The sequence below is a fragment of the Shewanella oncorhynchi genome, from assembly GCF_030848765.1.
Classification (GTDB): domain Bacteria; phylum Pseudomonadota; class Gammaproteobacteria; order Enterobacterales; family Shewanellaceae; genus Shewanella; species Shewanella oncorhynchi.
In genome coordinates, this window is sequence record NZ_CP132914.1 from 1,792,795 (window position 1) to 1,814,954 (window position 22,160).

The 22,160-nt window shown below is 44.8% G+C and carries 15 protein-coding genes; 5 read left to right on the top strand and 10 right to left on the bottom strand.

The features are described 5' to 3' along the window. Positions 1-12 precede the first annotated feature (12 nt). The 6 genes from RA178_RS08165 to RA178_RS08190 are packed head-to-tail and all read right to left on the bottom strand — an operon-like array spanning position 13 to position 7,328. Positions 13-1,734 carry a BatD family protein gene (locus RA178_RS08165; protein ID WP_173496403.1) on the bottom strand — a complete coding sequence of 574 codons (1,722 nt, stop codon included), beginning with the start codon at positions 1,732-1,734 and terminating at the stop codon, positions 13-15. Continuing rightward, positions 1,728-3,734 (bottom strand): VWA domain-containing protein, encoded by a 2,007-nt coding sequence (locus RA178_RS08170; RefSeq protein WP_306685097.1) that lies wholly within the window; start codon positions 3,732-3,734, stop codon positions 1,728-1,730. Before RA178_RS08170 ends, RA178_RS08165 begins: the two co-directional genes overlap by 7 nt. Next, positions 3,734-4,753: a vWA domain-containing protein gene (locus RA178_RS08175; protein WP_263190934.1), complete on the bottom strand. Its 1,020-nt coding sequence runs from the start codon at positions 4,751-4,753 to the stop codon at positions 3,734-3,736. The genes RA178_RS08170 and RA178_RS08175 overlap by 1 nt, the downstream gene beginning before the upstream one ends. Then, positions 4,747-5,391, bottom strand: coding sequence for a DUF4381 domain-containing protein (locus RA178_RS08180; RefSeq protein ID WP_263190933.1), 645 nt, complete (start codon positions 5,389-5,391; stop codon positions 4,747-4,749). The genes RA178_RS08175 and RA178_RS08180 overlap by 7 nt, the downstream gene beginning before the upstream one ends. Positions 5,392-5,393: 2 nt before the next feature. Next, positions 5,394-6,347 (bottom strand): DUF58 domain-containing protein, encoded by a 954-nt coding sequence (locus tag RA178_RS08185; protein ID WP_286993272.1) that lies wholly within the window; start codon positions 6,345-6,347, stop codon positions 5,394-5,396. 24 nt (positions 6,348-6,371) lie between these two features. Next, complete coding sequence (locus RA178_RS08190) at positions 6,372-7,328, bottom strand: AAA family ATPase (protein WP_028761051.1); 957 nt, start codon at positions 7,326-7,328, stop codon at positions 6,372-6,374. Positions 7,329-7,590: 262 nt separating this feature from the next. Here RA178_RS08190 and fadI point away from each other — a divergent pair, with 262 nt between their 5' ends. The 3 genes from fadI to RA178_RS08205 all read left to right on the top strand — a co-directional run bounded on the left by fadI (position 7,591) and on the right by RA178_RS08205 (position 11,606). Beyond that, positions 7,591-8,901 carry an acetyl-CoA C-acyltransferase FadI gene (gene fadI / locus RA178_RS08195; protein ID WP_014610833.1) on the top strand — a complete coding sequence of 437 codons (1,311 nt, stop codon included), beginning with the start codon at positions 7,591-7,593 and terminating at the stop codon, positions 8,899-8,901. A gap of 5 nt (positions 8,902-8,906) precedes the next feature. Continuing rightward, entirely contained in the window at positions 8,907-11,027 is a 2,121-nt protein-coding gene (gene fadJ, locus RA178_RS08200) for a fatty acid oxidation complex subunit alpha FadJ (protein ID WP_306685099.1), read from the top strand. A 378-nt stretch (positions 11,028-11,405) separates the two neighbouring features. Beyond that, positions 11,406-11,606 (top strand): hypothetical protein, encoded by a 201-nt coding sequence (locus RA178_RS08205; protein WP_306685100.1) that lies wholly within the window; start codon positions 11,406-11,408, stop codon positions 11,604-11,606. 322 nt (positions 11,607-11,928) lie between these two features. Here the strand turns inward: RA178_RS08205 and RA178_RS08210 are convergent, their stop codons facing one another. The 3 genes from RA178_RS08210 to RA178_RS08220 all read right to left on the bottom strand — a co-directional run bounded on the left by RA178_RS08210 (position 11,929) and on the right by RA178_RS08220 (position 19,797). Beyond that, positions 11,929-12,357 carry a hypothetical protein gene (locus RA178_RS08210; RefSeq protein ID WP_306685101.1) on the bottom strand — a complete coding sequence of 143 codons (429 nt, stop codon included), beginning with the start codon at positions 12,355-12,357 and terminating at the stop codon, positions 11,929-11,931. A gap of 106 nt (positions 12,358-12,463) precedes the next feature. Then, the gene (locus tag RA178_RS08215) at positions 12,464-16,723 is read right to left on the bottom strand and encodes an EAL domain-containing protein (protein WP_306685102.1); all 4,260 of its coding nucleotides are present in this window, start codon (positions 16,721-16,723) and stop codon (positions 12,464-12,466) included. Between the two features lie 284 nt (positions 16,724-17,007). Beyond that, positions 17,008-19,797: an insulinase family protein gene (locus RA178_RS08220; RefSeq protein WP_306685103.1), complete on the bottom strand. Its 2,790-nt coding sequence runs from the start codon at positions 19,795-19,797 to the stop codon at positions 17,008-17,010. Positions 19,798-19,965: 168 nt separating this feature from the next. Here RA178_RS08220 and sixA point away from each other — a divergent pair, with 168 nt between their 5' ends. Further along, positions 19,966-20,436 (top strand): phosphohistidine phosphatase SixA, encoded by a 471-nt coding sequence (gene sixA / locus RA178_RS08225; RefSeq protein WP_028761045.1) that lies wholly within the window; start codon positions 19,966-19,968, stop codon positions 20,434-20,436. Positions 20,437-20,533: 97 nt separating this feature from the next. On the opposite strand, the gene smrB is transcribed toward sixA, so the two are convergent. After that, complete coding sequence (gene smrB / locus RA178_RS08230; protein ID WP_173496396.1) at positions 20,534-21,064, bottom strand: endonuclease SmrB; 531 nt, start codon at positions 21,062-21,064, stop codon at positions 20,534-20,536. A gap of 81 nt (positions 21,065-21,145) precedes the next feature. Here smrB and prmB point away from each other — a divergent pair, with 81 nt between their 5' ends. After that, positions 21,146-22,090 (top strand): 50S ribosomal protein L3 N(5)-glutamine methyltransferase, encoded by a 945-nt coding sequence (gene prmB, locus RA178_RS08235; protein ID WP_011788895.1) that lies wholly within the window; start codon positions 21,146-21,148, stop codon positions 22,088-22,090. Positions 22,091-22,160: the final 70 nt, after the last annotated feature.

Genomic DNA, 22,160 nt, shown 5'->3' on the forward strand with positions numbered 1-22,160 from the left:
TAACCCCATCATTTATTTAGGATTCAGTGGGCTTAATGGCGCTGATTTTGGGTTTGAATGTTTATGCTCACAGGCCTTAACCGCGTTAAGTAAGGCGGTACATTCGGCGCTTAAGTGGCTATTTGTATTGTTAGAATTCGCACTGCTCGTATTAGCACTGTCAGTATGGTGGCTCTTATCGGCCTTCGCACTGTAGGCTTTGATTTGCAGTTGCTGTATCGCTGCTGCCAGTTGCGGTGACTGCTCAGCAATCTTATCTAATGTCATAGGCGTTTGCTGTAACTCACTGAAAGATCGCTGCAATTGCAACATAATTCGGCTTACATCGCCACTGGCGCAGGCTTGCTCTAATCCTTTCAAGCCGGAGGCAGTCACTGATTGTGCTGAACTGATTGAAGAGTTTACTGCAATTGGGGCGGCCGTTTGATTTTTTAAGGCGCGGCGCCAAGCGACTAAGGTGATAATCCAAGCGACTAGAGTGACCAGCCATAGCGCAGCAAAAACAGTGGTTAGCCAAGACCAGCCCTTATCGGCCGCGGAGTTGGTTTCCCATGTTGGTTGAGCTGGCGTATCACTGACAGCACCACCTTCAACGATTATGGTACGTGCGGGCAGCGTTGCAGTTTCTTGACGTTTAAGGCGCGGATTCCACCAAGGCACTTTGATTTCGGGCAAGGTAAAGGTGCCCGCTTTGCTGGGAACGATTGCCGAAGTAATACTGTACTGCGAAACAATTTGTGCATCGCGCACAAAGGTCTGCCGCTGGGGTTTTTCTGGGTATGACTTGAGTTCATCGGGCAGAGTTTGCACTATATCAGGCAGACTATTTTCATCGGCATTGGAAGCCAACAGTGTAATAGTGCGGGTGATAGGGCTACCGACGGTAAACTTTTTAATATCCTCAGGGAAGTTTTCTTTTAGCGCTACTAAATCGGCAACCAGCCATTGGCCTTGGAAGCTTGTTGGTGCGGGATTCACTTGAACTGTCAGTGAGGGCGCGCCTGCTTGCATTGGGCGGCTTTCATTAAAGCCAAACATGCCGCCGCGGCGTTGGGATTCTACCAGCACATCGCCAGCAAAGGTTGCACCTTTAATATTCACTTGGCCGGGCAAATCGGGAATGATGCCATAGGTGCGTTCAATCACGCGGTAACGTCGGCCATCGACTATCTCTGAACCATCCCTATCTTCACCGATTTGTTTGATCTGTGCGCCTTCGATCACTGGTGCACTCAATACGCCCCTTTGTAATTCCACCGCCAGATAGAGCTTCACCTTGTAGGTAATGAGCTGCCCAACATAGGCTTCGTCGGTCGAGACTTTGGCGTCAATGAACAGATTGTTCATTTGCGCGGGCTGGCTACCAGTTTCGACCACTTTGAGTGGAATAGGCGATGAGCTGACGCCGTCAATACTAAAGGCTGGAATGGTTAACTGGCCTTGTTGTTTTGGCGCGAGCAGTACTTGCCAGCGGGTTTCTTTGACCGCATCGAAGTTCATGATTTGCGTGCTGCGACTCACGCTAGTACGGCCGACAATAAAATCTTTCAGTAGTGCGGATGTGTCAAGCTTTCCGGTGTCGACTTCGTCATCGACACTGATGTTGAGCACAAAGTATTCGCCCTCCATCACAGGGTTGCGATCGACCGAGGCCTCAATTTTGCTAAGTGCAAAGGCGGGATGGGCCACTCCGATGGCAAGGAGTAGCAGGATAAAAAATTGTCTCGTCACCACTGTTCGTTATCCTTTGATATTTGGCCATTTTGACGGCGTTTTTGATATTCCAACTGCATCTTGTTGCGCAGTAACACTTGCGGGTCTTCACTCACGCCCCTCAGTGCTCGCTGCATTTCTGCGGGCAGTGGCTCGCTATTGGTTGGCGGTGCCTCTACCGATTCACTCATAGCAGCCTCTTGTTTATCTTGCGCATTTTGCTCAGGAGCTTCTTTGGCGGCAACGCTTTGCTTTTCTTGCTCAGCTGACTTTTGCTCTTCAGCATCGGCTTTAGCCTGCGCTTGCATCTTAGCTTCATTGTCTGCAGGTGAATTGTCTACAGGCTCATTTTCCTGCTGAGCTTCATTCTGCTTGTCCTGAGCATTGCCATTTTGCTTATCTTGCTCAGACTGTTGATCATCCGTTTTTTGCTGTTCAGGGCTTTGATCCGCGTCGGCATCGTCCTGTTGATCCTGAGACTTTTGTCCCGCTTGATCTTGCTTATCTTTCTGAGCGCTATCTTGGTCAGATTGCTGTTTATCCTGCGATTTTTGGTCACCGGATTGTTGGTCGCCAGACTGCTGATCGCCTTGTTGATCTTGGTTCTTATCCTGTTGCTCGTTTTTACCTTGCTGTTGTTGCTGTTCTTGCAATAACTTTTCAGCCAGTTCAAGGTTGGCCTTCGCCGCAGGGAAATCGGCTTGTTTTCTAAGTGCGGCTTGATAGCGCTCCTTGGCCTTATCGGGTTTACCGAGTTGCATCAATGCATTGCCTTGATTGTAGAGGCCTTGGGCTGAGCTATCTTGCTCGAAGGTTTTTAGTGCTTGCTGGTAATCACCGGCTTTGTATTGGGCGCTGCCTCGCCATTGGGGCGACTCAAACTGCTTAGCGGCGTTTGCGTAATCTTGGGATTGATAGGCCTGCATCGCTTGTTGATCTGTGGTTTTCCACACATTGTCCCAGGCATTGTCCCACATACTGGCATGGGCAGGCTGAGGCGCAGCCGCGAGCAGTAAGCTGCCAGCAAGAGTGACAAATCCAACACTGGCCACGATTCCTTGTCTAAAGCTGAAAAGGGCGGGTAGCAGTAATAATAAGGCGAGGTAAGGACCGAGATCCTGCCAAGTTTCACCATCAAGATCTGTGGCTTTCGCATCGCCAGCATCGCTTAACCATTGCTGTAATTGGGCGAGATCATTACCGTCGGTGCGATTCTGGATCAGAACGCCTTTGTTATTCGCGGCCAGTTTTTGCAGCAGAGCGAAATCAGTGCTGGCCACAACGACTTCGTTGCTGCTGTCGCGTTGTAATTGTCCATCGGGTAGACGGATTGGCGCGCCTTGGCTGGTGCCAAAAGTGACGACGGCGAGGCGATATTGCGTGCCATTTAATGCCGAGTTAGCCTCATCAAACTGGGCTGTTGTGATGCCATCTGTCATCAGGATAATATCACCGCGAATATGGCCACCCTGAGCCAGTAGCGTTTTGGCTTGGGTCAAGCCTGCCGCTAAGTTTGAACCACGAACGGGCATAATCTCAGGACTTAACGTCGGCAGTAAATTGAGTAATGTGCCGGTATCACGGGTTAATGGGCTGATAGTAAAGGCATCGCCTGCAAAGGCGACTAAACCTGTTTCACCTTCTTTAAGATTACGCAGGAGATCCGTTGCCCTAAATTTGGCTTGGGTTAACCGATTCGGCGCAAGATCGGTGGCGAACATAGATACGGACATGTCCATCACCAGTACGCGGCCTTGCTCTGCGGCAAACACAGGTAAGGATTGTTTATTCACGGCAGGTCCGGCGAGTGCCAAGGTCGCAATCAACCAAGTTAAGGCTAATAAATGCAACGGACGGCGGGATTTCTTATTGCCTTGGGTGACCAATATCTTGGCTAAGTGCGGCGCAATATAACGATTCCAAGCGCTGTGGCTCTCGTGTTGCCACCATAAACTCAACAAGGCTAAGGCTAGCGGCACTAGGGCGAGTAGCCATTCGGGACGAATAAAATGTAGGCTCATTATTTGATGTTCCCCTGTGAAGTGGTTGCGACAGAGGGTTTAATGCGGCGTGCTGCAAAGAGTGGCAATTGACCTAAGGCAATCCACAGACTCGTCAGTAATGCCAGTGCCAGCGGCCAGTAGAACAGATCTGCCTGCGGACGATAGCTTAATTGATCGCGACTCACGGGTTCGAGTTTATCGATTTCTTGGTAAATCTGGTCTAACTCTTGGCTGTTACGGGCGCGAAAATAACGGCCGTGGGTGACGTCGGCGATATGCTTAAGTTGGTTTTCATCCAGATCCATCGAAGGATTAACCCGCTCGCGGCCAAAGAGTGTACGGCGCTCCATTACATCTGCGCCCACACCAACCGTATAAATAGTAACTTTACGATTAGCGGCAATTTGCGCTGCTTGCTCTGGTTCGATATTGCCAGCGTTGTTAGAGCCGTCGGTCAATAAAATCAACACTCTATTACTCTCGTCCATTTTATCGAAGCGTTTTACCGCTAGAGCGATAGCTTCACCTATGGCGGTTTGCTTACCGACTAAGCCAATTTGTGCTTCTTTTAAAAATTGCGCCACTGAACGTCTATCTTGGGTGAGCGGTGCCTGTAAATAGGCGTGATCGGCGAAGAGAATTAAACCGATACGGTCGCCTTTGCGGCGCTCGATAAAGTCACTGACCACGTGTTGGATCAAGGTAAAACGGTCGACGGTTTTGCCATTCACTACCATGTCTTCAATCTGCATACTGCCGGATAAATCCACCGCCATCATCAAATCACGGCCTTGGCTTGGCAGTTCGATAGGTTCACCAAGCCATTGAGGACGAGCAATAGCGAGCACTAACAGGCACCACATCAGCCAGTAGCGTTTGCGGCTCTGGCGCGTGTTGGCCGCTAAGCTTTGTTTACCTGTTTGGCTTATTCCGGGTAATTGCAGCCGGCCACCATCCACTTGTACTGTGTGTTGGCGCCAAAAAATCAAAGGTAAAGGCAGTAATATCAATAGCCAAGGCCAGGCAATGGTTAACATTGTGCCTCCGGTTGTTTGGTGTCAGCTGGCTGGATTGGCGCTTGGCTTTTAGCTTGAGCGTCGCCACTAGCTTGAACGTAGCCCTTAGCTAAAACAAGAGTCGGCTCAGGCGCACTCAGTTTTGCTTTCGATGCCAACCAAGCCTGTGTGAGTTGATGCAATTCATTGGCTTCAGCTAAGGTCAATGGCGTAGCCTGATGGCGTTTGGCTAGCAAAGGGCCGATATGTTGGCGTTTATGCTCGGGTAAATAGCTGTCTAACCAAGCCGCCCAAGCTTCGCCATCTAAGGAGGCTATTGCTTCTCTGCTGAGGTAAGTCATGGCGGTGCGCTTTAATAGGCTGTTGACGTCAGAGGCATAGGAAGTCGCTTGTCTATCGAGCTGATTGAGTAACTGTTTAGCGGCTTTTTTTGGCGCTAAGTCACGGGCGCGTTTTCTTAGCCAGATAACTAAGAGTGTGATGAGGGCAATCACAAGTGCTAAAACCAGCCAATAACCGATTGCCCAAGGCCAAGCGCCGATCGGATCGGGATGAATAATATCCTGCAGTTGTGCAAGGGCTGGGTTTGACGCCGTAGAAGGCATAGGTACTGTTGCCTGTGGATTTGCTATTTCTGAATTCACTGTTGCTGGATCCATAGTTAACGCAATAATTCCAATTGATGGGCTAGGGGAGCACCCGCATCTATGAGCTGGGTACGTACGCGCAGTTGCTGCATCATGGCGATAAAGTTGTTTTGTTGACGCAACTGAATGTCGAGCCAAGCCTGATAACTGTGGCGGGTAAGCACTAAGTCCTCATCCCCATCCCGTACCGGCAAATTAAAGTTGTGCGGTAACGGCAGTGTGCCTTGACGCAGTGGATCGGTAATAAGATAGGCACCCACATCGCAATGACGCTTAAGCTCGGTGAGAGGCGCGATACATTGGGGACTAAAATGGCTGCCATCTGTCACTATCCAAACTAAGGAGCCGGGTTTGGCGATACGTTGTAATCGCTGACAGGCACGCAGGATATGGTCAGGATCGCGCTGGCCAGTGCCAACATGATTGAGCTGATTTTCGTGCACACGGCGCAGGCCTGAGATCAATTGCAATATGCCCTGACGACGGCTGCGGGGTTTGAGCTCTAAATGCTCAGACTCGCATGCGATCAAGGCGCCGAGCCGATCGCCATGGTTAATCGCATTCCAACCTAAGGTGGCCGCAAGGTGTCCTGCTTGCACCGATTGCAGCAATAAACTCGAACCAAAATAGAGGCTTTGGCTCAAGTCGATTAACAATAAAATAGGGCGCTCACGTTCTTCGACAAATAACTTCGTATGGGTTTTGCCCGTGCGAGCGGTAACGCGCCAATCAATGGTGCGCACATCGTCGCCCTGTTGATAGTGGCGCACTTCGGCAAACTCCATCCCGCGGCCTTTGATTAAGCTGCTGCGATGGCCCGCTAAATTAGCGCGAGCACGGCTGTAACGCTCAGGCATAGCTCGGGCGATATTTTGGCACGCCAGCAGCTCTTGCTCGGTTAAATGCAAGCCATCGGCAAAAAGCGGCAAGCCATCGACCGAGGCTGAGAGTCGCGCTGTGTCACTCATCTTATTTCACCTTTATCTTCACCGTTAAGGTACTGCAACTTGACTTAAGATGTGGTTGATCACGTGATCGCGGCTGACACCTTCGGCCTGTGCTTGGTAGCTAAGTAGGAGTCTATGGCGTAATACATTTGGCGCAACAGCTTGAATGTCTTCCGGTGAAACAAAGTCCCGCTCGTGCAGCCAAGCGCGGGCGCGGGCACAGCGTTCTAATGAAATAGTTGCGCGCGGGCTGACGCCGTACTCAAGCCACTTAGCTAAGTCTTCGCTGTAACGTAAAGGCTCACGGGTCGCCATCACGATTTCGACTATGTACTTTTCGAGCGGCTCGGCAAGATAGATTTCCATGGCTTCGTCACGGGCGGCAAACACATCTGCTTGTGCAATCGGCTCAGTGGTTGGCAATTCGTGGGTCAGCGCTTCTTTGCGGGATTGACGCAGAATTTCGATTTCAGTCTCACCGCTTGGGTAATCAAGGTTTAAGTGCATCAGAAAACGGTCAAGCTGTGCTTCGGGCAGCGGATACGTGCCTTCGTTCTCTAATGGATTTTGGGTGGCCATCACTAAAAACAGCGGCGGTAGCTTATAGCTGTGCTTACCAACTGTGACTTGGCCTTCGGCCATGGCTTCTAATAAGGCTGACTGAACTTTGGCTGGGGCACGGTTAATTTCGTCCGCCAAGATTAAATTGTGGAAAATCGGTCCGGCTTCAAATTCGAAGGTGCCAGTTTGCGAGCGATAGATATCTGTACCGGTTAAGTCGGCGGGCAGTAGATCTGGGGTAAATTGAATGCGGTGGAAATCGCCCTCAACCCCGTCACATAAGGCTTTCACTGCACGGGTCTTGGCCAGCCCCGGTGGTCCTTCAACTAATAAGTGGCCATTGGCAATTAAGGCAATGAGCAGATTTTCGGTCAATACTGGCTGCCCTAAAACAACCTTATTTAGGTAAGTGCGTAATGCGTGGAAGCGACTCAAAGGCATGATGCTACTCGTTTTATTATGTTGAAAATACGTGTGTGGGCTATAGACAACAGCTATGGTAAAGAATTCCCTTAGGGTTTGGCTAGTGTTAAAAAAACAAACAGGTGTTTAAAACTTGCTGACAAGAAGTTAGAATCAGATCACACTTTAATGGTCAGACCTGTTATTGGGCGTTTTTCGCCGTAAAACAATGGGTCAAACACGGAAATCGATAGCGCCGCCTGAAATCTCTCAGCGATTGCGCACATAAAGAGGGTGACAAATGAGTGATAGACAACAGGTTACGAACGCCAAGGGTGAACGTATCGCCATTGTAGCGGGTTTAAGAACGCCCTTTGCAAAGCAAGCCACGGCATTCCACGGCGTATCGGCGCTCGATATGGGCAAAATGGTGGTCAATGAATTATTGGCGCGCTCAGAACTCGATCCTAAGCTGATTGAGCAATTAGTATATGGACAAGTGGTGCAAATGCCCGCTGCACCTAACATTGCCCGTGAAATCGTACTCGGTACTGGCATGAATGTGTCGACCGATGCCTATAGTGTCACTCGCGCCTGTGCAACTAGCTTTCAATCTGCCGTAAACGTGGCTGAATCTATCATGACGGGTAATATCGAAATCGGTATTGCGGGCGGCGCCGACTCTTCCTCTGTATTGCCTATCGGTGTATCGAAAAAATTAGCCCATGCGTTAGTCGATCTGAATAAAGCCCGTAGCTTTGGGCAAAAGTTACAAATTTTCCGCCGTTTAGGTTTAAAGGATTTATTACCTGTGCCGCCTGCGGTGGCAGAGTACTCAACGGGCTTGTCTATGGGACAAACCGCCGAGCAGATGGCAAAAACCTACAATATTAGCCGTGCCGATCAAGATGCCTTAGCACATCGCTCACATACCTTAGCGAGTGAAACTTGGGCTTCCGGCCATTTGCGTGACGAAGTTATGGTCGCGCATATACCGCCGTATAAGCAGTTTATCGATCGTGATAACAATATCCGCGAAAACTCAGTATTGGAGTCATATGCTAAGTTGCGTCCTGCATTCGACAAACAACATGGTACTGTGACGGCGGCCAATAGTACGCCACTGACTGACGGTGCCTCAGCGATTATCCTGATGAGTGAAGGTCGAGCCAAAGCCTTAGGTTATCAACCTATTGGTTACATTAAGAGTTACGCCTTTAGCGCCATTGATGTGTGGCAAGATATGCTGATGGGGCCATCCTACGCGACGCCACTGGCGTTAAAACGTGCCGGAATGGAATTAGAAGATCTTACCCTGATTGAAATGCACGAAGCCTTTGCGGCACAGACATTAGCGAATATGCAGATGTTTGCTTCGAAAAAATTTGCCGAAGAAAAACTCGGCCGCAACCGCGCGATTGGCGAAATCGACATGAGCAAGTTTAACGTGCTCGGTGGCTCGCTCGCTTATGGTCATCCTTTTGCGGCAACGGGAACCCGTTTAATCACCCAAGTGTGTCGTGAGCTTAAGCGCCGTGGTGGTGGAACTGGCTTAACGACGGCCTGTGCGGCCGGTGGTTTGGGCGTGGCTATGATAGTGGAAGTGGAGTAATTGGCATGGAAAAGACCTTTAATTTGACCCGCCGCGACGACGGTATTGCCATTTTGACTATGGATGTTCCTGGCGAAACCATGAACACCCTAAAAGCACAGTTTGGCCCTGAAATCAGTGAGATCCTTGCTGAGATTAAAAGCGATCCTCATATTCGTGGACTTGTGCTGATCTCTGGCAAAAAAGACTCTTTCGTCGCAGGCGCGGATATTTCTATGCTCGATGCCTGTAAAACGGCGGGCGATGCCAAAGCCTTATCCCAGCAAGGACATGTGGTTTTTAATGAGTTAGAAGCGTTAAAAATTCCTGTGGTTGCGGCAATCCATGGTGCCTGTTTAGGTGGTGGCTTAGAGTTAGCCTTGGCTTGTCATCAAAGGGTATGTAGCGACGATGGTAAAACCATGCTCGGCGTACCGGAAGTTCAACTTGGCTTATTACCTGGCGGCGGTGGGACTCAACGTTTGCCTCGTTTAGTCGGCATTACCACCGCCTTAGACATGATGTTGACCGGTAAACAAATCCGTCCTAAACAAGCCTTGAAAATGGGCTTAGTTAATGATGTTGTACCGCAGACCATTTTGCTGCAAACCGCAGTTGAGATGGCGCTTGCTGGTAAACGTGCACCGAAACCTGTTAAAAAGTCACTCGTTAATCAAGTGCTTGAAGGCACGAGCTTTGGCCGTAACATTATTTTCGATCAAGCGACTAAACAAGTCGAAAAGAAAACCCAAGGTAATTATCCTGCACCAGCCAAGATCATTGACTGCGTGCGTCAAGGGATTGCGAAGGGGATGCAAAAAGGGCTAGAAGTCGAAGCGAGTCACTTTGCCGAATTAGTGGTATCAAAAGAATCTGAAGCGCTGCGCAGTATTTTTTTCGCCACCACTGAAATGAAGAAAGAAACTGGCGCAGAGGGTGCAACGCCGCGTAAAGTGAAGAAAGCGGTGATCTTAGGTGGTGGTTTAATGGGCGGCGGCATCGCCTCTGTGACGACCACTAAGGCTAAAATCCCCGTTCGCGTCAAAGACATCAGTGAAAAAGGTTTAAGCAATGCATTAGCCTACGCTTATAAGTTGTTGGATAAAGGGGTAAAGCGCCGCCATATGACGCCTGCTGCCCGTGACAACTTAATGGCGTTGATGACGACAACCACTGAGTATAAAGGCGTTAAAGATGCCGACATCGTTGTGGAAGCGGTATTTGAAGACTTAGCGCTTAAGCATCAAATGGTGAAAGACATTGAGCGTGAGTGTGGTGAGCACACGATTTTTGCGTCAAACACCTCATCTTTGCCGATTAGCCAAATCGCCGAGGCGGCGACGCGTCCTGAAAATGTGATTGGTCTGCATTATTTCTCGCCAGTAGAGAAAATGCCGCTGGTGGAAGTGATTGCTCACGCTAAAACGTCGCCAGAAACCATTGCGACTACTGTCGCATTTGCCCGTAAGCAAGGTAAAACACCGATAGTGGTACAGGATGGCGCGGGTTTCTACGTGAACCGTATTCTTGCGCTCTACATGAACGAGGCCGCGCAATTACTACTCGAAGGCCAAAGTGTTGAGCATTTGGATAAAGCCTTAGTGAAATTTGGCTTCCCTGTGGGACCTATTACTTTACTCGACGAAGTGGGTATCGACGTGGGCGCAAAAATTTCACCAATCCTCGAAAAAGAATTGGGTGAACGTTTTAAAGCGCCAGCCGCATTCGACAAGCTTTTAGGTGACGATCGTAAAGGCCGCAAAAATGGCAAAGGTTTCTATCAATACGGCGCATCGAGCAAGAAAGCTAAAGCTGTCGATGAGAGTGTTTATGGCGTGTTAGGCATTAAGCCTAGCACCAATAAAGATGTAAAAGTGGTTGCTGAGCGTTGTGTCGTACAAATGCTCAATGAAGCGGTGCGTTGTTTAGATGATGGTATTATTGCCTCGCCAAGAGACGGTGATATTGGCGCTATTTTCGGTATTGGCTTCCCGCCATTCCTCGGTGGCCCATTCCATTATATTGACACTTTAGGCGCCGCGAACTTAGTGAAGATCCTTGAAGGTTATCAAAGTCAATTCGGTAACAGATTCGAACCTTGTGAGCGCTTAAAAACCATGGCTCAAGAAAACGCGCACTTTTTCTAAGTTTCAGTGAATCTAAGTCAAAGTTAATCTAGGTCTTAGTTAATCAAAATTGAACAAAAAAGCGGCAGGTTGTTGCCGCTTTTTTATTGCCATAAGGCATGTTTTTGCCTAAAAAATGTTCATGTTGGGGATGTGGATCTTGTATAACCCGAGCCCTTTATCGAGAGTTCGGTGTTACGTGTTCTGTACTGAGAGCGTAGCGATGAATGAGTGTTGCTCGTTTATGCATAGTGCGGAAAACTTTTTATCCTGCCGTTAAAATGACGTATTTAACATGTGCATCAATCACCAAGACTACGCGAGTAGCATCCGCATTTTAATGAGGAATTAATTTCTCTACCTTTATGATTTATTTAGTTGTTTTTAAAGAGGTGGTTTGTGGTTTTGCTGGTTATCTTTATCGCATTAATCTCGGCTTGGTACTTCGGCTTAGCTGCATTTACCGCAGGTTTTACTGTTAAGCATTGGGTGCTGCTGGGTTTTGTGCTCGGGCCTCTGGCTTATCCACTCTTTACGACACATAGTCATTTAGCCTTGAGGAAAATCCGTTGTAGTGAGGAAGGGATATTAAATAGCTAATTTATTAATTTGTTAGGTAATTTCCATGACTACATGACTACATGACTACATGACTATTTAGTACTTTTATATTCACTTAAAACTAAAGGGAGTCAATGCTCCCTTTATTGTTTCTAAGCTGCGCTAACTTAATTAACTATCACTGTACATGAGTTAGACTCATGGCTACAGAACTTAAATTAGTTCCACCAACCTTTTGCTGAAATCACTTCAAGGTGATTCAAGCCTTCAGGCAACTTAACTTTTTTACGTGCTGGCTTGGATAAACCGAGTGCTTTTTTGATAGAATTTAACATAGTCACTCTCCTTAACCTGATTAATGTTATGCAACTTCAGAGTTAATGAACTTCACGCATGGATGACCTGCAACTTCAAGTGATTTGAATTTCACTGCAGGATGACCAGCAACCTCAAGTGATTTGAACTTCACAGCAGGATGACCAGCAACCTCAAGTGATTTGAACTTCACAGCAGGATGGCCAGCAACTTCAAGTGATTTGAACTTCACAGCTGGATGACCTGCAACTTCGAATGGTTTGAATTTGACTGCAGGATGACCAGCGACCTCAAGTGATTTGAACTTCACAGCAGGATGGCCAGCAACTTCGAGTTGTTTGAATTTGACCGCAGGATGACCAGTAGCTTCAAGCGATGTTTGCCCAGAATTGGAAGTCGCTTCAAGTGCTGCAGAATTTGCTACAAAGCCAATTGAAGATAATAGAGTAACTGTTACTAGGATTCCTTTAATCATTCTAATTCTCTCAGGGTAGTTGATATTGATTTATTATTGACACTGATAGTGCTATTGCACTTGTTGTGCCAATGTTGTAAATCCAAATAAAATTGAGAGTAAATGATTAAGTAATGTTACTCCTAGTGTTTGGCTTTGCCATGTCTTCTTGGAGTAGCAGGGTAAATTCGGTCTCCTTTATGGCCTTACTAAAAATATAGCCTTGAATTTCTTCACAGTTTAGTGCCCGTAAAATGTTCAATTGTGCTGTTTGTTCTACCCCTTCACCCACAACAGAAAGCCCCATGTTATGGGCGATGGTGATAATAGAATCGACCATTTTGAGATCGCGATCAGATTTATCTATATCGTCAACAAAGGCTTTGTCAATTTTTAAAGTATGAATAGGAAAGCGTTTTAAGTATGAAAGGGACGAGTACCCTGTGCCGAAATCATCGAGTGCTAAACTGACGCCCATTTTAGCCAATTGCTGCATGACGATAATCGCCGTTTCCGGCTGTTTAATGACGGTTCCCTCAGTTATTTCTAATTCAAGATGACATGCCGGGAGTTTAGTGAGTCTTAATATTGACTCTATTCGCTGTTGAATATCAGGCAGTGCAAATTGACGTGACGATAAATTGACGGCGACTCTGCCGCTGAATATGCCTTGTTCACGCCATTTCTGCGCTGCGAAACAGGCCTTGCGTAAGACAATTTCACCAATTTCAACAATCAAACCGTTTTCTTCAGCAAGTGGAATAAAGTCATTGGGGGGAATTAAACCATGTATTGGATGATTTAATCTGACTAAAGCCTCCATACCTGCAATTTTACCGCTTTTAAGATCAACCTTAGGTTGATAATAAACTTCAAATAGATCATCTTTTAAGCCTTCACGGATAAGATTTTCTATTTCTAATTGCCTAATTGCATGTTGGTTCAAGGACTCAGAATAAAACTGGTAGCAATTACCTCCCGCAGACTTAGCATGGTACATAGCAATGTCAGCCTTTCTCAGTAATGCTTGCTCGCTTTGTTCATCTTCTGGGAACAGCACTATACCAATACTTAATCCTAGGACTAGCTGTTCATTGCTAACGTCAAATGCAGGTTTTAGCCCTTCAATAATACGGTTAGCTATTGCTGCACTGGCGCTTATATCTGAACCCTTGTCTAATACAATGGCGAATTCATCTCCGCCTAGACGATAAATACTGGTATTTTTAGGAAGTAAGGACTTAATGCGGGTAGCAACGAGCTTTAATAAAGTATCCCCAATTTGATGGCCTAGGGAATCATTAATACGTTTAAAATTATCAAGATCAAGCACCATAAGCGCATGAGCTATTTCTCGATTCACTAGGTTATTTAAGGTCACTTGTAAGTTGGAGCGATTAGGTAGTCCGGTTAAGAGATCGTTATTGGTTAATTTTCTAAGTTCTTCTTCTTGCTGCTTACGTCTTGATATATCAGAAAAAACACCAACATAGTGTGATAATTCGCCTAACTCATCATAGATAGCATCGATAGTGAGTTCCATATGGAAGTGACTGTTATCTCCTCTGGCGGCTTCGACTTCATTTGCCCAGCGACCTTGCTGTTTTAACATAGTTCTAATTTGGGTGGAGAAGGTTTCTGGATATAAATCAAATGTGAGTAAGTTGCCAATAAAATCAGTTCGGTTACGCAATGAAATTTTACAGCAAGCTTCGTTGACTTCGACAAAACGGTATTCGTTGTCGAGGATAAACATACCTTCCGAAATGTTTTCAATTGCTTTTTCAAAGAGTTTTAGTTGTTCTTCCTTTTGTTTAAACTGACTAATATTTTTAATCGTTCCAGTCATTCGCAGGGCATTATCTTTGTCATCCCTCTCTACAATTTTGGCACGGTCTAAGATCCATACCCAATTGTCGTCTTTGCCTTTTACCCTATATGCGGCTTCAAAATGATCTGTTTCACCATAAAAATGCTTATTAAGCGCTTCACGGACACGTTCTTGATCCATAGGATGTATATTACTCTCTTCATCCGATTTTCCAGAACGATGCCCATCACGGGGAAATTCAAGAGCTCCCCAGATATTGGAGCGAAAAATATTGCCAGTTTCTATGTCCCAGTCCCACATTTCATCACCACTTCCCCAAAGGGAAAGTTTTAATCTTTCTTCGCTGAGGACAATTTGTCTTTGCGTTTCTCTACGACGTAAAATGGCTTTTACTATTATAAATGAAATAAATATTGTAATTACTACATATATCGATTTTGCTTGAAATGATGACCACCAAGGAGGCGTTATAATGACATCAAGCTCTTTTGTTACAGATTTTTCACCGGAAAGTGAATCAACGGCATAAACTTGAAAAGTATATTTTCCAGGTGATAAGTTTGTATATGTAGCAGAGTTCGTTCCATTTGCTGATATCCATGTATCAGAAAGGCCATACATCCTATAATGGTAGTTGGTAGATGAGTCGTCTGACATAGGAGATATAAAATTAAATGAGAATGGATAATCTGAATACTTTAAGGTTATTTCGTTTTTAGTTGGATTTTTTTTGTTAACAAAGTTACTTTCATTTTCTTGTATGATATTAAAGACTAAGAACTCTGATATTTCCGTTTTGTTTATTTTTCTATTATTAATGTAGTTTACTACATTAATAGGAGATACCAAGCTAACTCCATTGATACCTGCAAGTAAAACATAACCATTAACATCTATTCCACTCGGCGAGTTATATTCATACTGACTTCCATTTGACGTTTTTAAAGTGTATGATTTCTCATTTTTCTTTTCATATATAATCACTTCGCTTAATGATGCAGCAGTCAAAAAGTTATTGCTATTAACTATGGAGTAAATTTCTTTTTTGTTAGAAAATACTTCAGAAGTTTTATTGTTATTTTTATTGTAGAACATTAATGATGTAGATGTTCCAAAATAAATTCCATGATCATCTTTTACTATGCTGTATGTTATTTCTTCACTTAAATTTTTTAATAGCCCATTTTTATATTCTTTAAGGCCTCCCTGACCAGCAGTATAGATAACATCTGTCGACTCTAATTCAATGTCAAAAATAGGCTCATTTTTTTTAGTATCAACACTACGGATTACTTCTCCTTTACTGATAATCAATACCTTTCCATCTGATGTTCCAGCAGCTATTAACGAGTTGTCTTTATTACTAGATAGTGATGATAATGATTTTTCACTAATCAACTTTACAGTTCCAGCAGTCTTCAGAAATAGCCCAGTGCTAGTGCCAAAATAGAGCCCGTCATCATTCAATATAGCGTATTTATATCCTTGGCTTTGAGTGTCGAAACTTTCGATTAAATTAAAGTTTTCGTCAAAAAGTTCTATCATTTCAGATTCAGATGATACTAGAAAACCCTGTGGATTTTTTGTAAGATGCCAAGTGTTATCTTTTATTAAATTAGTTTGTTGTACTAAATTTTTTACTTTTTTTATAAAAATAACACCTTGATCAATACTGCCAAGTATAAACATATCTTCTGTTGCAAAAAATGAAGATGTTTTATCTGTGCTATCTGTGGCTAGAAGTCCTACAATGCTATTTTTAGAAATATTAACTATATTTTTATTAGTGATACCATAAATAGTGTTTTTGTGTTTCGTGAGTTGAGAAAATACTCGTGGATCAATTTTTACTATTTTATTGTCCTTATACTTATATAGTCCATCACTTAATGATATGAGTAGTGTTGAGTGATCTTCTTGCTCGAAATCAATTGTTTTTTTAGCTATCTCTTTTAATTCATTCTGGGTGAACTTAAATAACGTACCTGCATAATCTCTTATGTAATAATCGTCGCCTACTTTTATCGTTTTTTTGATTTCACTTAGGCCTTTATTTGAAAGTTCGTATGTTTTTTCTTTGTTATTTATATCTATAATTGCTTTGTTAGTTCCAACAATTAAACTCTTATCACTTGAGTTGAGGCTCCAAACAGGAGAGCTTTTTACCGACAGTCCATACTGAGAAAAGGATTCTTGAAGTTTATCATATACGACTAAGCCACTATCTGTTCCAACATATAAAATGCCTTTATCATCAATAAGTAAACTTCTAATAAAAGAGCTGGGAAGGCCTGTTCTGGTATCATTAGCATAAAAATGCTTAAAGTTTTTCCCATCAAATCGATTTAATCCATTAAATGTTCCTATCCATATATAACCATCATTGTCTTGAACGATAGACGTAACAGTACTTTGGGAAAGTCCTTCTGGGACACCAAAAGATTGTGATTGGAGAATAATAGGAGATTTATCAGAAAAGGGAGATGCGTTTACGTCTTCGAATGCATGCAAGCTAAAAAAAGCGAGCAAGACGATTTTAAAGAGTGCTTTAGGCATAGTGTTTGTTCTTATTATCCGAGGATGCCATGAAACAATTGTGTTACATCACTTTTCCAGAAAGTGAGCGGTTTGTCAAAGTAGAGTCTGCAGAAAATCCTTTTAACAGCATGTAGATGCAGTAAAATTGTTCGGTGCTGAAGTGGTAGAACATGGGCTAGCCATGTTTTACATCAGGATTACGCCCAACACTGAAAGATACGACTATAGTTGGACTGATTTGTAGCGGTTCTGTTTGTTTACCTAACTTTGCTCACAAATGTGTGAGCAAAAGTGTTTTTTGTTTAGAAATTAAACTTCTCTGCCGTTTGCTTAAACGTTTTGAGATCTGTGATCATTTTTTCTGACTGTAACGCCGCTTGTGTTCTGTGTTGTTCACCTGTGCTAAATAACACTAAGCGATCGCTGTGCTTAGTACGCATTTTACGCATCATGAATTTGAGTAAATCAGTGCGGGTGAGCTTAGTGATTTCGTCTACGACGAGTTCTCTTTGGTTAAATTGATAATCTCTATTGCCGACACTGACCCAATAACGTTGACTGCGAGTTTTGAGGTTCGCGTCGTGCTCCATGATTTGATTAATCAGACCTACCTTTGTGCTTTCCCATTCTTCGTTGGTGATTTGCATCACTGCATAATTAAAGTCGGCAATAAACTCGTCGATGGCCTCTAATAAATGCAGTGGCCCAGTTGTGGGTGACTGAATATAGAAAATAAGTCCAGGATGACGATTGAGCGGCAGGTAACCTGTGCCTACCATATAGCCCAACTGTTTTTCAGTACGCAGCTCATGGAAGAAGGTGGACGACATAGTGTGATTCAGTAAACTAAATAGCGCCATTTTTTCGGGTGTTGCCACGGCAGATTGGTAATACACAATAATTGCGCTATCTTGATGATCTATCGCGAGTTCCCTCAGTAACGTGCCTTGGCCTGTTAAATTCACTAATTCTCTGGTGGACTCGGCGCTCGGCGTCGAAACTAAGGATAAAATGTGCTCTAAACGTTTGCCGAGAGCTTGAGCTTCGGAGACTAACCAATCCCCATAGACTAACCCTTCAAGATAGATCTTTTCGTAGAAGGCGCGTACATGGTTATGTAAATCTTCTAGGCTAATATCTTCCAACATTTGAGCCATACGTGCTGGTTCATAACTGCTTTTTTGCAGTGTAACAGTTAGGCTAGTAAATAATTGTGAAATCGGTTTAGCTTGTGTTTGATTCTGCCAACTGCGCAAAAGCTGAGATTTTATGAGGGCAAAGCGCTCTTCGGTAAAATTGCGCTCTCTGGCTTTATGGATTAATAGCGCTAATAACGTTTCTTGATTGCCGGTAAAGCCCGATAAATGCAGTGTAATTCCGCCTTGATGCGGATAAATGTTATAGCTTAATCCAGCAACTTCGGCCTGATAGGTTGGCTCGGTGAGATAATCGAGTAGCATTTCAACATATAAGCGGGTGAGGGCGGCATGCCTTGGCGTTTTACTTGCCTGCTCTGAATCTAGCGATAAATACATGTGACCTTTTGGCACATTAAACTCATCATCTTTCTTATGCCAAATGCGGTATCCAGTTGATTCAGCAACTATCACTGGCACGTCAACATCGCTCTTATCCGGACGGGCAATCGAGTCGGCGACAATAAAAGGATTTGCAGCCGGTAGTTGTAATTCAGGGCGAATATTGTTCACTTGCCAACGAGCTAGGGACTGTGGCGCAATTGGGCGGACTTTGTACGGCGTGTGATACCAGTTTGCTTTACGATCCGTTTTAACCGATTGGGCGATAAGCTGCAGGCGCATATTCTGTGGCACCATGAGCTCAAGTAGCTCAATGGTTTCAGGGATATCCAGCCCATCCATCCGATAATCGCCAAAGACCAAGTCTTCGACTTCATAGTGATGCATATTGATACTGAGATGGCTGGCTAAATCGAGTGATTTAACTTGCTCTTGATAACGAAACGCCATTTTGAGCAGGTTTGCACGCTCCAAATAACGCCATTCATCTAAGCCTTGGGTTTTGATAAGTTCAATATACTCAAAACAGCAGCTGATAATTTCATCGAGATTGCCTAGCCCTTTATCGGTTAACTGTAAACCGATACTGTAATCCTTGAAGTTATAACCATTTACACCGCCGCCCGCAGACAAGTTGTTCACTAATCCTTGTTCTTTCAGATACGACAACAGACTGCCATGACTCTCATTGCCTAAAATATGGCTGATATAAGTCAAAGGCTTACGTTTGTAGTAGTGATCAATTCCTGGGAAATTAAAACTGATGCTTAAGCGTTTTTGCTCCTTAAGCGGCACAATATCGATTTGCCTCAACAGTTCTTTTTCTGAAAATAGTGGTACTTGAGGATAGTTTTTCACTAAGTTCAAGTTTCGGATCCCACTAAAATAGTGACAGGCTAAATCTTGTAATTCATCAAGGGAAAGCGGAGCGACTAAACACAAGGTCATTAAGTTGGCGCTGTAATGGCTTTGATAGAAATCGAGTAATTCACTACGTACCTGTGCTTGTTCTCCGCCTAAGGTGACTAAGTTACCCACGGAAAATTTCGAAAATGGATGCAGTGGGTTGACTGTCTCTTTGAGTACTTGATAGGTTCGACGGATATCATCTTTTAGTTTTAAACTAAATTCAGATTCAATAGCTTGGCGTTCTCTATCGACTAAATCTAAATCAAATTTGGGGGCGATAAAAAATTGGCTGAATCTGTCTAAGGAGTCGGCAAACACTTCTTCATTGATGGTGAAAAAGAAGTTAGTGTGCTCTGTGCCCGTCCAAGCGTTATTGCTGCCGCCATGTTGGTTGATAAAGGCGTGATACTCGCCTGAGTCTGGGAATTTCTCAGTACCTAGAAAGAGCATATGCTCTAAAAAGTGCGCCATGCCGGGTCTATCTGCGGGATCATCAAAATGACCCACGCCAACAGCCATAGATGCGGCAGCTTGGCTAGCATCTTGATCTTCAACCAATAACACCCTGAGCGCATTATCTAATACAAGATAACGATACTGGCGGTGATCATTTGGACTTTTATATATGGACTGAGAGGCTTGCAAAGAGACACTCCGGTAACGATAGCTTGTTATATATTGATAGTCTTAATGGTTTTTAGCAAATATCTCTTGTGTTTATCGACTAAAGATTAAGTCTTGTGAGGTTTGTTGAAACGGATTTTAGGGCTACAATTGGGATAAAATAAAAACAAGTTTGAGTCGCGAGAGAATATGCAGCTATTTTTGATGAGACATGGTGACGCCGGATTTAATGCTCAGTCTGATAGAGACAGAACACTGACCGATGTTGGAAGGCACCATACTGTGTTGATGAGCAACTGGCTAGCTCGCAGTGTGGCTGATTTCGATCTTGTTTTAGTTAGTCCTTACTTACGAGCACAGCAAACGTGGCAGGAACTGAGTCAGCATTTTCCTGAGCCGCGTAAGTGGTTAGTCGCCGATGATCTTGTGCCTTCTGGCGATCCCGCCAATGTAGCCGCCTTGGTTGTGGCTTATGCTGAGTTATACAAGGCGGATAAAGTACTCGTGATTGCTCACATGCCGTTACTGGGTTACTTAGTCAGTGAGTTAGTGGCTGGCGTTGAGCCGCCATTATTCGCGACGTCAGGCATTACGCTCATTGATAAACATGCCGAGCAAGCGTCGATTGTGTGGCAGCACGCCCCGCATAGTATTAGCTAATCTAGGTTTATATCTCTTTTACAAAACAAACGGCCCACATTAAATGGGCCGTTTTTTTCGCTAAATAGTAAATGTTAAGGCCTAAGCCGATAGCGAGCTAACGTCTATGCGGCTGCTCACCAATATCAATCAGCACTAATAACGCCGCATCGCCGCCCCATTCTTTAGGGGCCTGATGGAAAGCTTTCACCATAGGATGCTGCACTAACCACATGGGAACTTGTTGTTTCAATATGCCACTGCCGTAACCATGCATAATGCAGCAGCACAGGCTTTGCTGTTTAACGCAGGCTTGGATCAGTGCCGCTAACTCAAGTTTGGCTTCTGATTGGCGATAGCCGTGTAAATCCAGCAGTAAATCTGGCTGGTAATCCCCACGTCTGAGGCGTTTGAGTTCTAAACTGTCAACACCTTCTTCTAACCAACGCATCGGCCCTTGTACAGGCAGTAGTGGCTGATAAGTATCTGAGAAATAACTGTTAGCATGCAGTTGCTGCTCTTTGAGCTCTATTTCCTGTTTGGTTTTTAACGGCGTGCGAAAGTGCCGCTTATCTTGAGTGATGGGCTTTATCCCATCGATAAGCGCGGAAAACATCGCTAAGCCTTCTTTGTCATCGTCTTTATTCATGGCGGGTATTCTATTGAATCCTATGGTTTCTGAATAGAGTTCAGTTACAATGTTTGGCGAACAAACTAGCGGGAGCACGTTTTGGATAAGATCTTTGTAGATGAAGCTGTGACAGAATTACGCACTATTGGCGATATGTTACGTTGGGCTGTAAGCCGTTTTAACGATGCCAATGTGTATTATGGTCATGGTACTGACAACGCGTGGGATGAAGCCATCGCCTTAGTTTTCCATGCTTTACACTTACCCGAAGAAATCGGTCAGCAAGTGATTTTAAGTAACTTGACCAGCAGTGAAAAGCATAAAATTGTCGAGTTGATCATTCGTCGAGTGAGAGAGCGCTTACCTGTGCCTTACTTGACCAACAAGGCGCGTTTTGCTGGGCTTGAGTTTTACGTCGATGAGCGCGTGTTAGTGCCTCGTTCACCGATTGCCGAAATGATCGCTAACCGTTTTAGCCCTTGGTTATATAACAAGCCAGTCACACGTATTTTAGATTTATGTACTGGCAGCGCTTGTATCGCGATTGCCTGTGCCTATGAATTTGAAGACGCCGAAGTCGATGCGCTGGATATCAGCGAAGATGCCTTAGATGTGGCGCAAATCAATATCGAAACCTTAGGTGTGATGGACAGAGTTTTCCCGATGCAATCGGATCTGTTTTCGGCCATCCCAGAAGGGCCTCAGTATGATTTGATTGTTTCAAACCCACCTTATGTGGATGCTGAAGACATTGGCGACATGCCTGATGAATATCACCATGAGCCAGCCATTGGTTTAGCCTCAGGTCGCGACGGGTTAGATTTAACCAAGCGTATACTCGCCAATGCCGCGCAATACCTCACGCCAACGGGTTTACTCGTAGTCGAAGTCGGTAATTCTATGGTGCATTTGATTGAGCAGTTTCCAGAAGTGCCATTCACTTGGATTAACTTTGAAAATGGTGGCGATGGCGTATTCGTATTGACCCGCGATCAACTGGTTGAAAATCAGTCGGTATTTGGTATTTATCGCGACGCGCAATAGCCTAAGATAGCAAATTAGGTTGAGACTTTTCCCGCTGCCAGTTAGGCTTGCAGCGGGAAAATAAATTGTC

What these genes read in the sequence shown, in the direction of transcription:
- RA178_RS08170 (WP_306685097.1), bottom strand. Translation starts at nt 3,734, where the DNA reads ATGAGCCTACATTTTATTCGTCCCGAATGGCTACTCGCCCTAGTGCCG.
- RA178_RS08175 (WP_263190934.1), bottom strand. Translation starts at nt 4,753, where the DNA reads ATGTTAACCATTGCCTGGCCTTGGCTATTGATATTACTGCCTTTACCT.
- RA178_RS08180 (WP_263190933.1), bottom strand. Translation starts at nt 5,391, where the DNA reads ATGGATCCAGCAACAGTGAATTCAGAAATAGCAAATCCACAGGCAACA.
- RA178_RS08185 (WP_286993272.1), bottom strand. Translation starts at nt 6,347, where the DNA reads ATGAGTGACACAGCGCGACTCTCAGCCTCGGTCGATGGCTTGCCGCTT.
- RA178_RS08190 (WP_028761051.1), bottom strand. Translation starts at nt 7,328, where the DNA reads ATGCCTTTGAGTCGCTTCCACGCATTACGCACTTACCTAAATAAGGTT.
- fadI (WP_014610833.1), top strand. Translation starts at nt 7,591, where the DNA reads ATGAGTGATAGACAACAGGTTACGAACGCCAAGGGTGAACGTATCGCC.
- fadJ (WP_306685099.1), top strand. Translation starts at nt 8,907, where the DNA reads ATGGAAAAGACCTTTAATTTGACCCGCCGCGACGACGGTATTGCCATT.
- RA178_RS08210 (WP_306685101.1), bottom strand. Translation starts at nt 12,357, where the DNA reads ATGATTAAAGGAATCCTAGTAACAGTTACTCTATTATCTTCAATTGGC.
- RA178_RS08215 (WP_306685102.1), bottom strand. Translation starts at nt 16,723, where the DNA reads ATGCCTAAAGCACTCTTTAAAATCGTCTTGCTCGCTTTTTTTAGCTTG.
- sixA (WP_028761045.1), top strand. Translation starts at nt 19,966, where the DNA reads ATGCAGCTATTTTTGATGAGACATGGTGACGCCGGATTTAATGCTCAG.
- smrB (WP_173496396.1), bottom strand. Translation starts at nt 21,064, where the DNA reads ATGAATAAAGACGATGACAAAGAAGGCTTAGCGATGTTTTCCGCGCTT.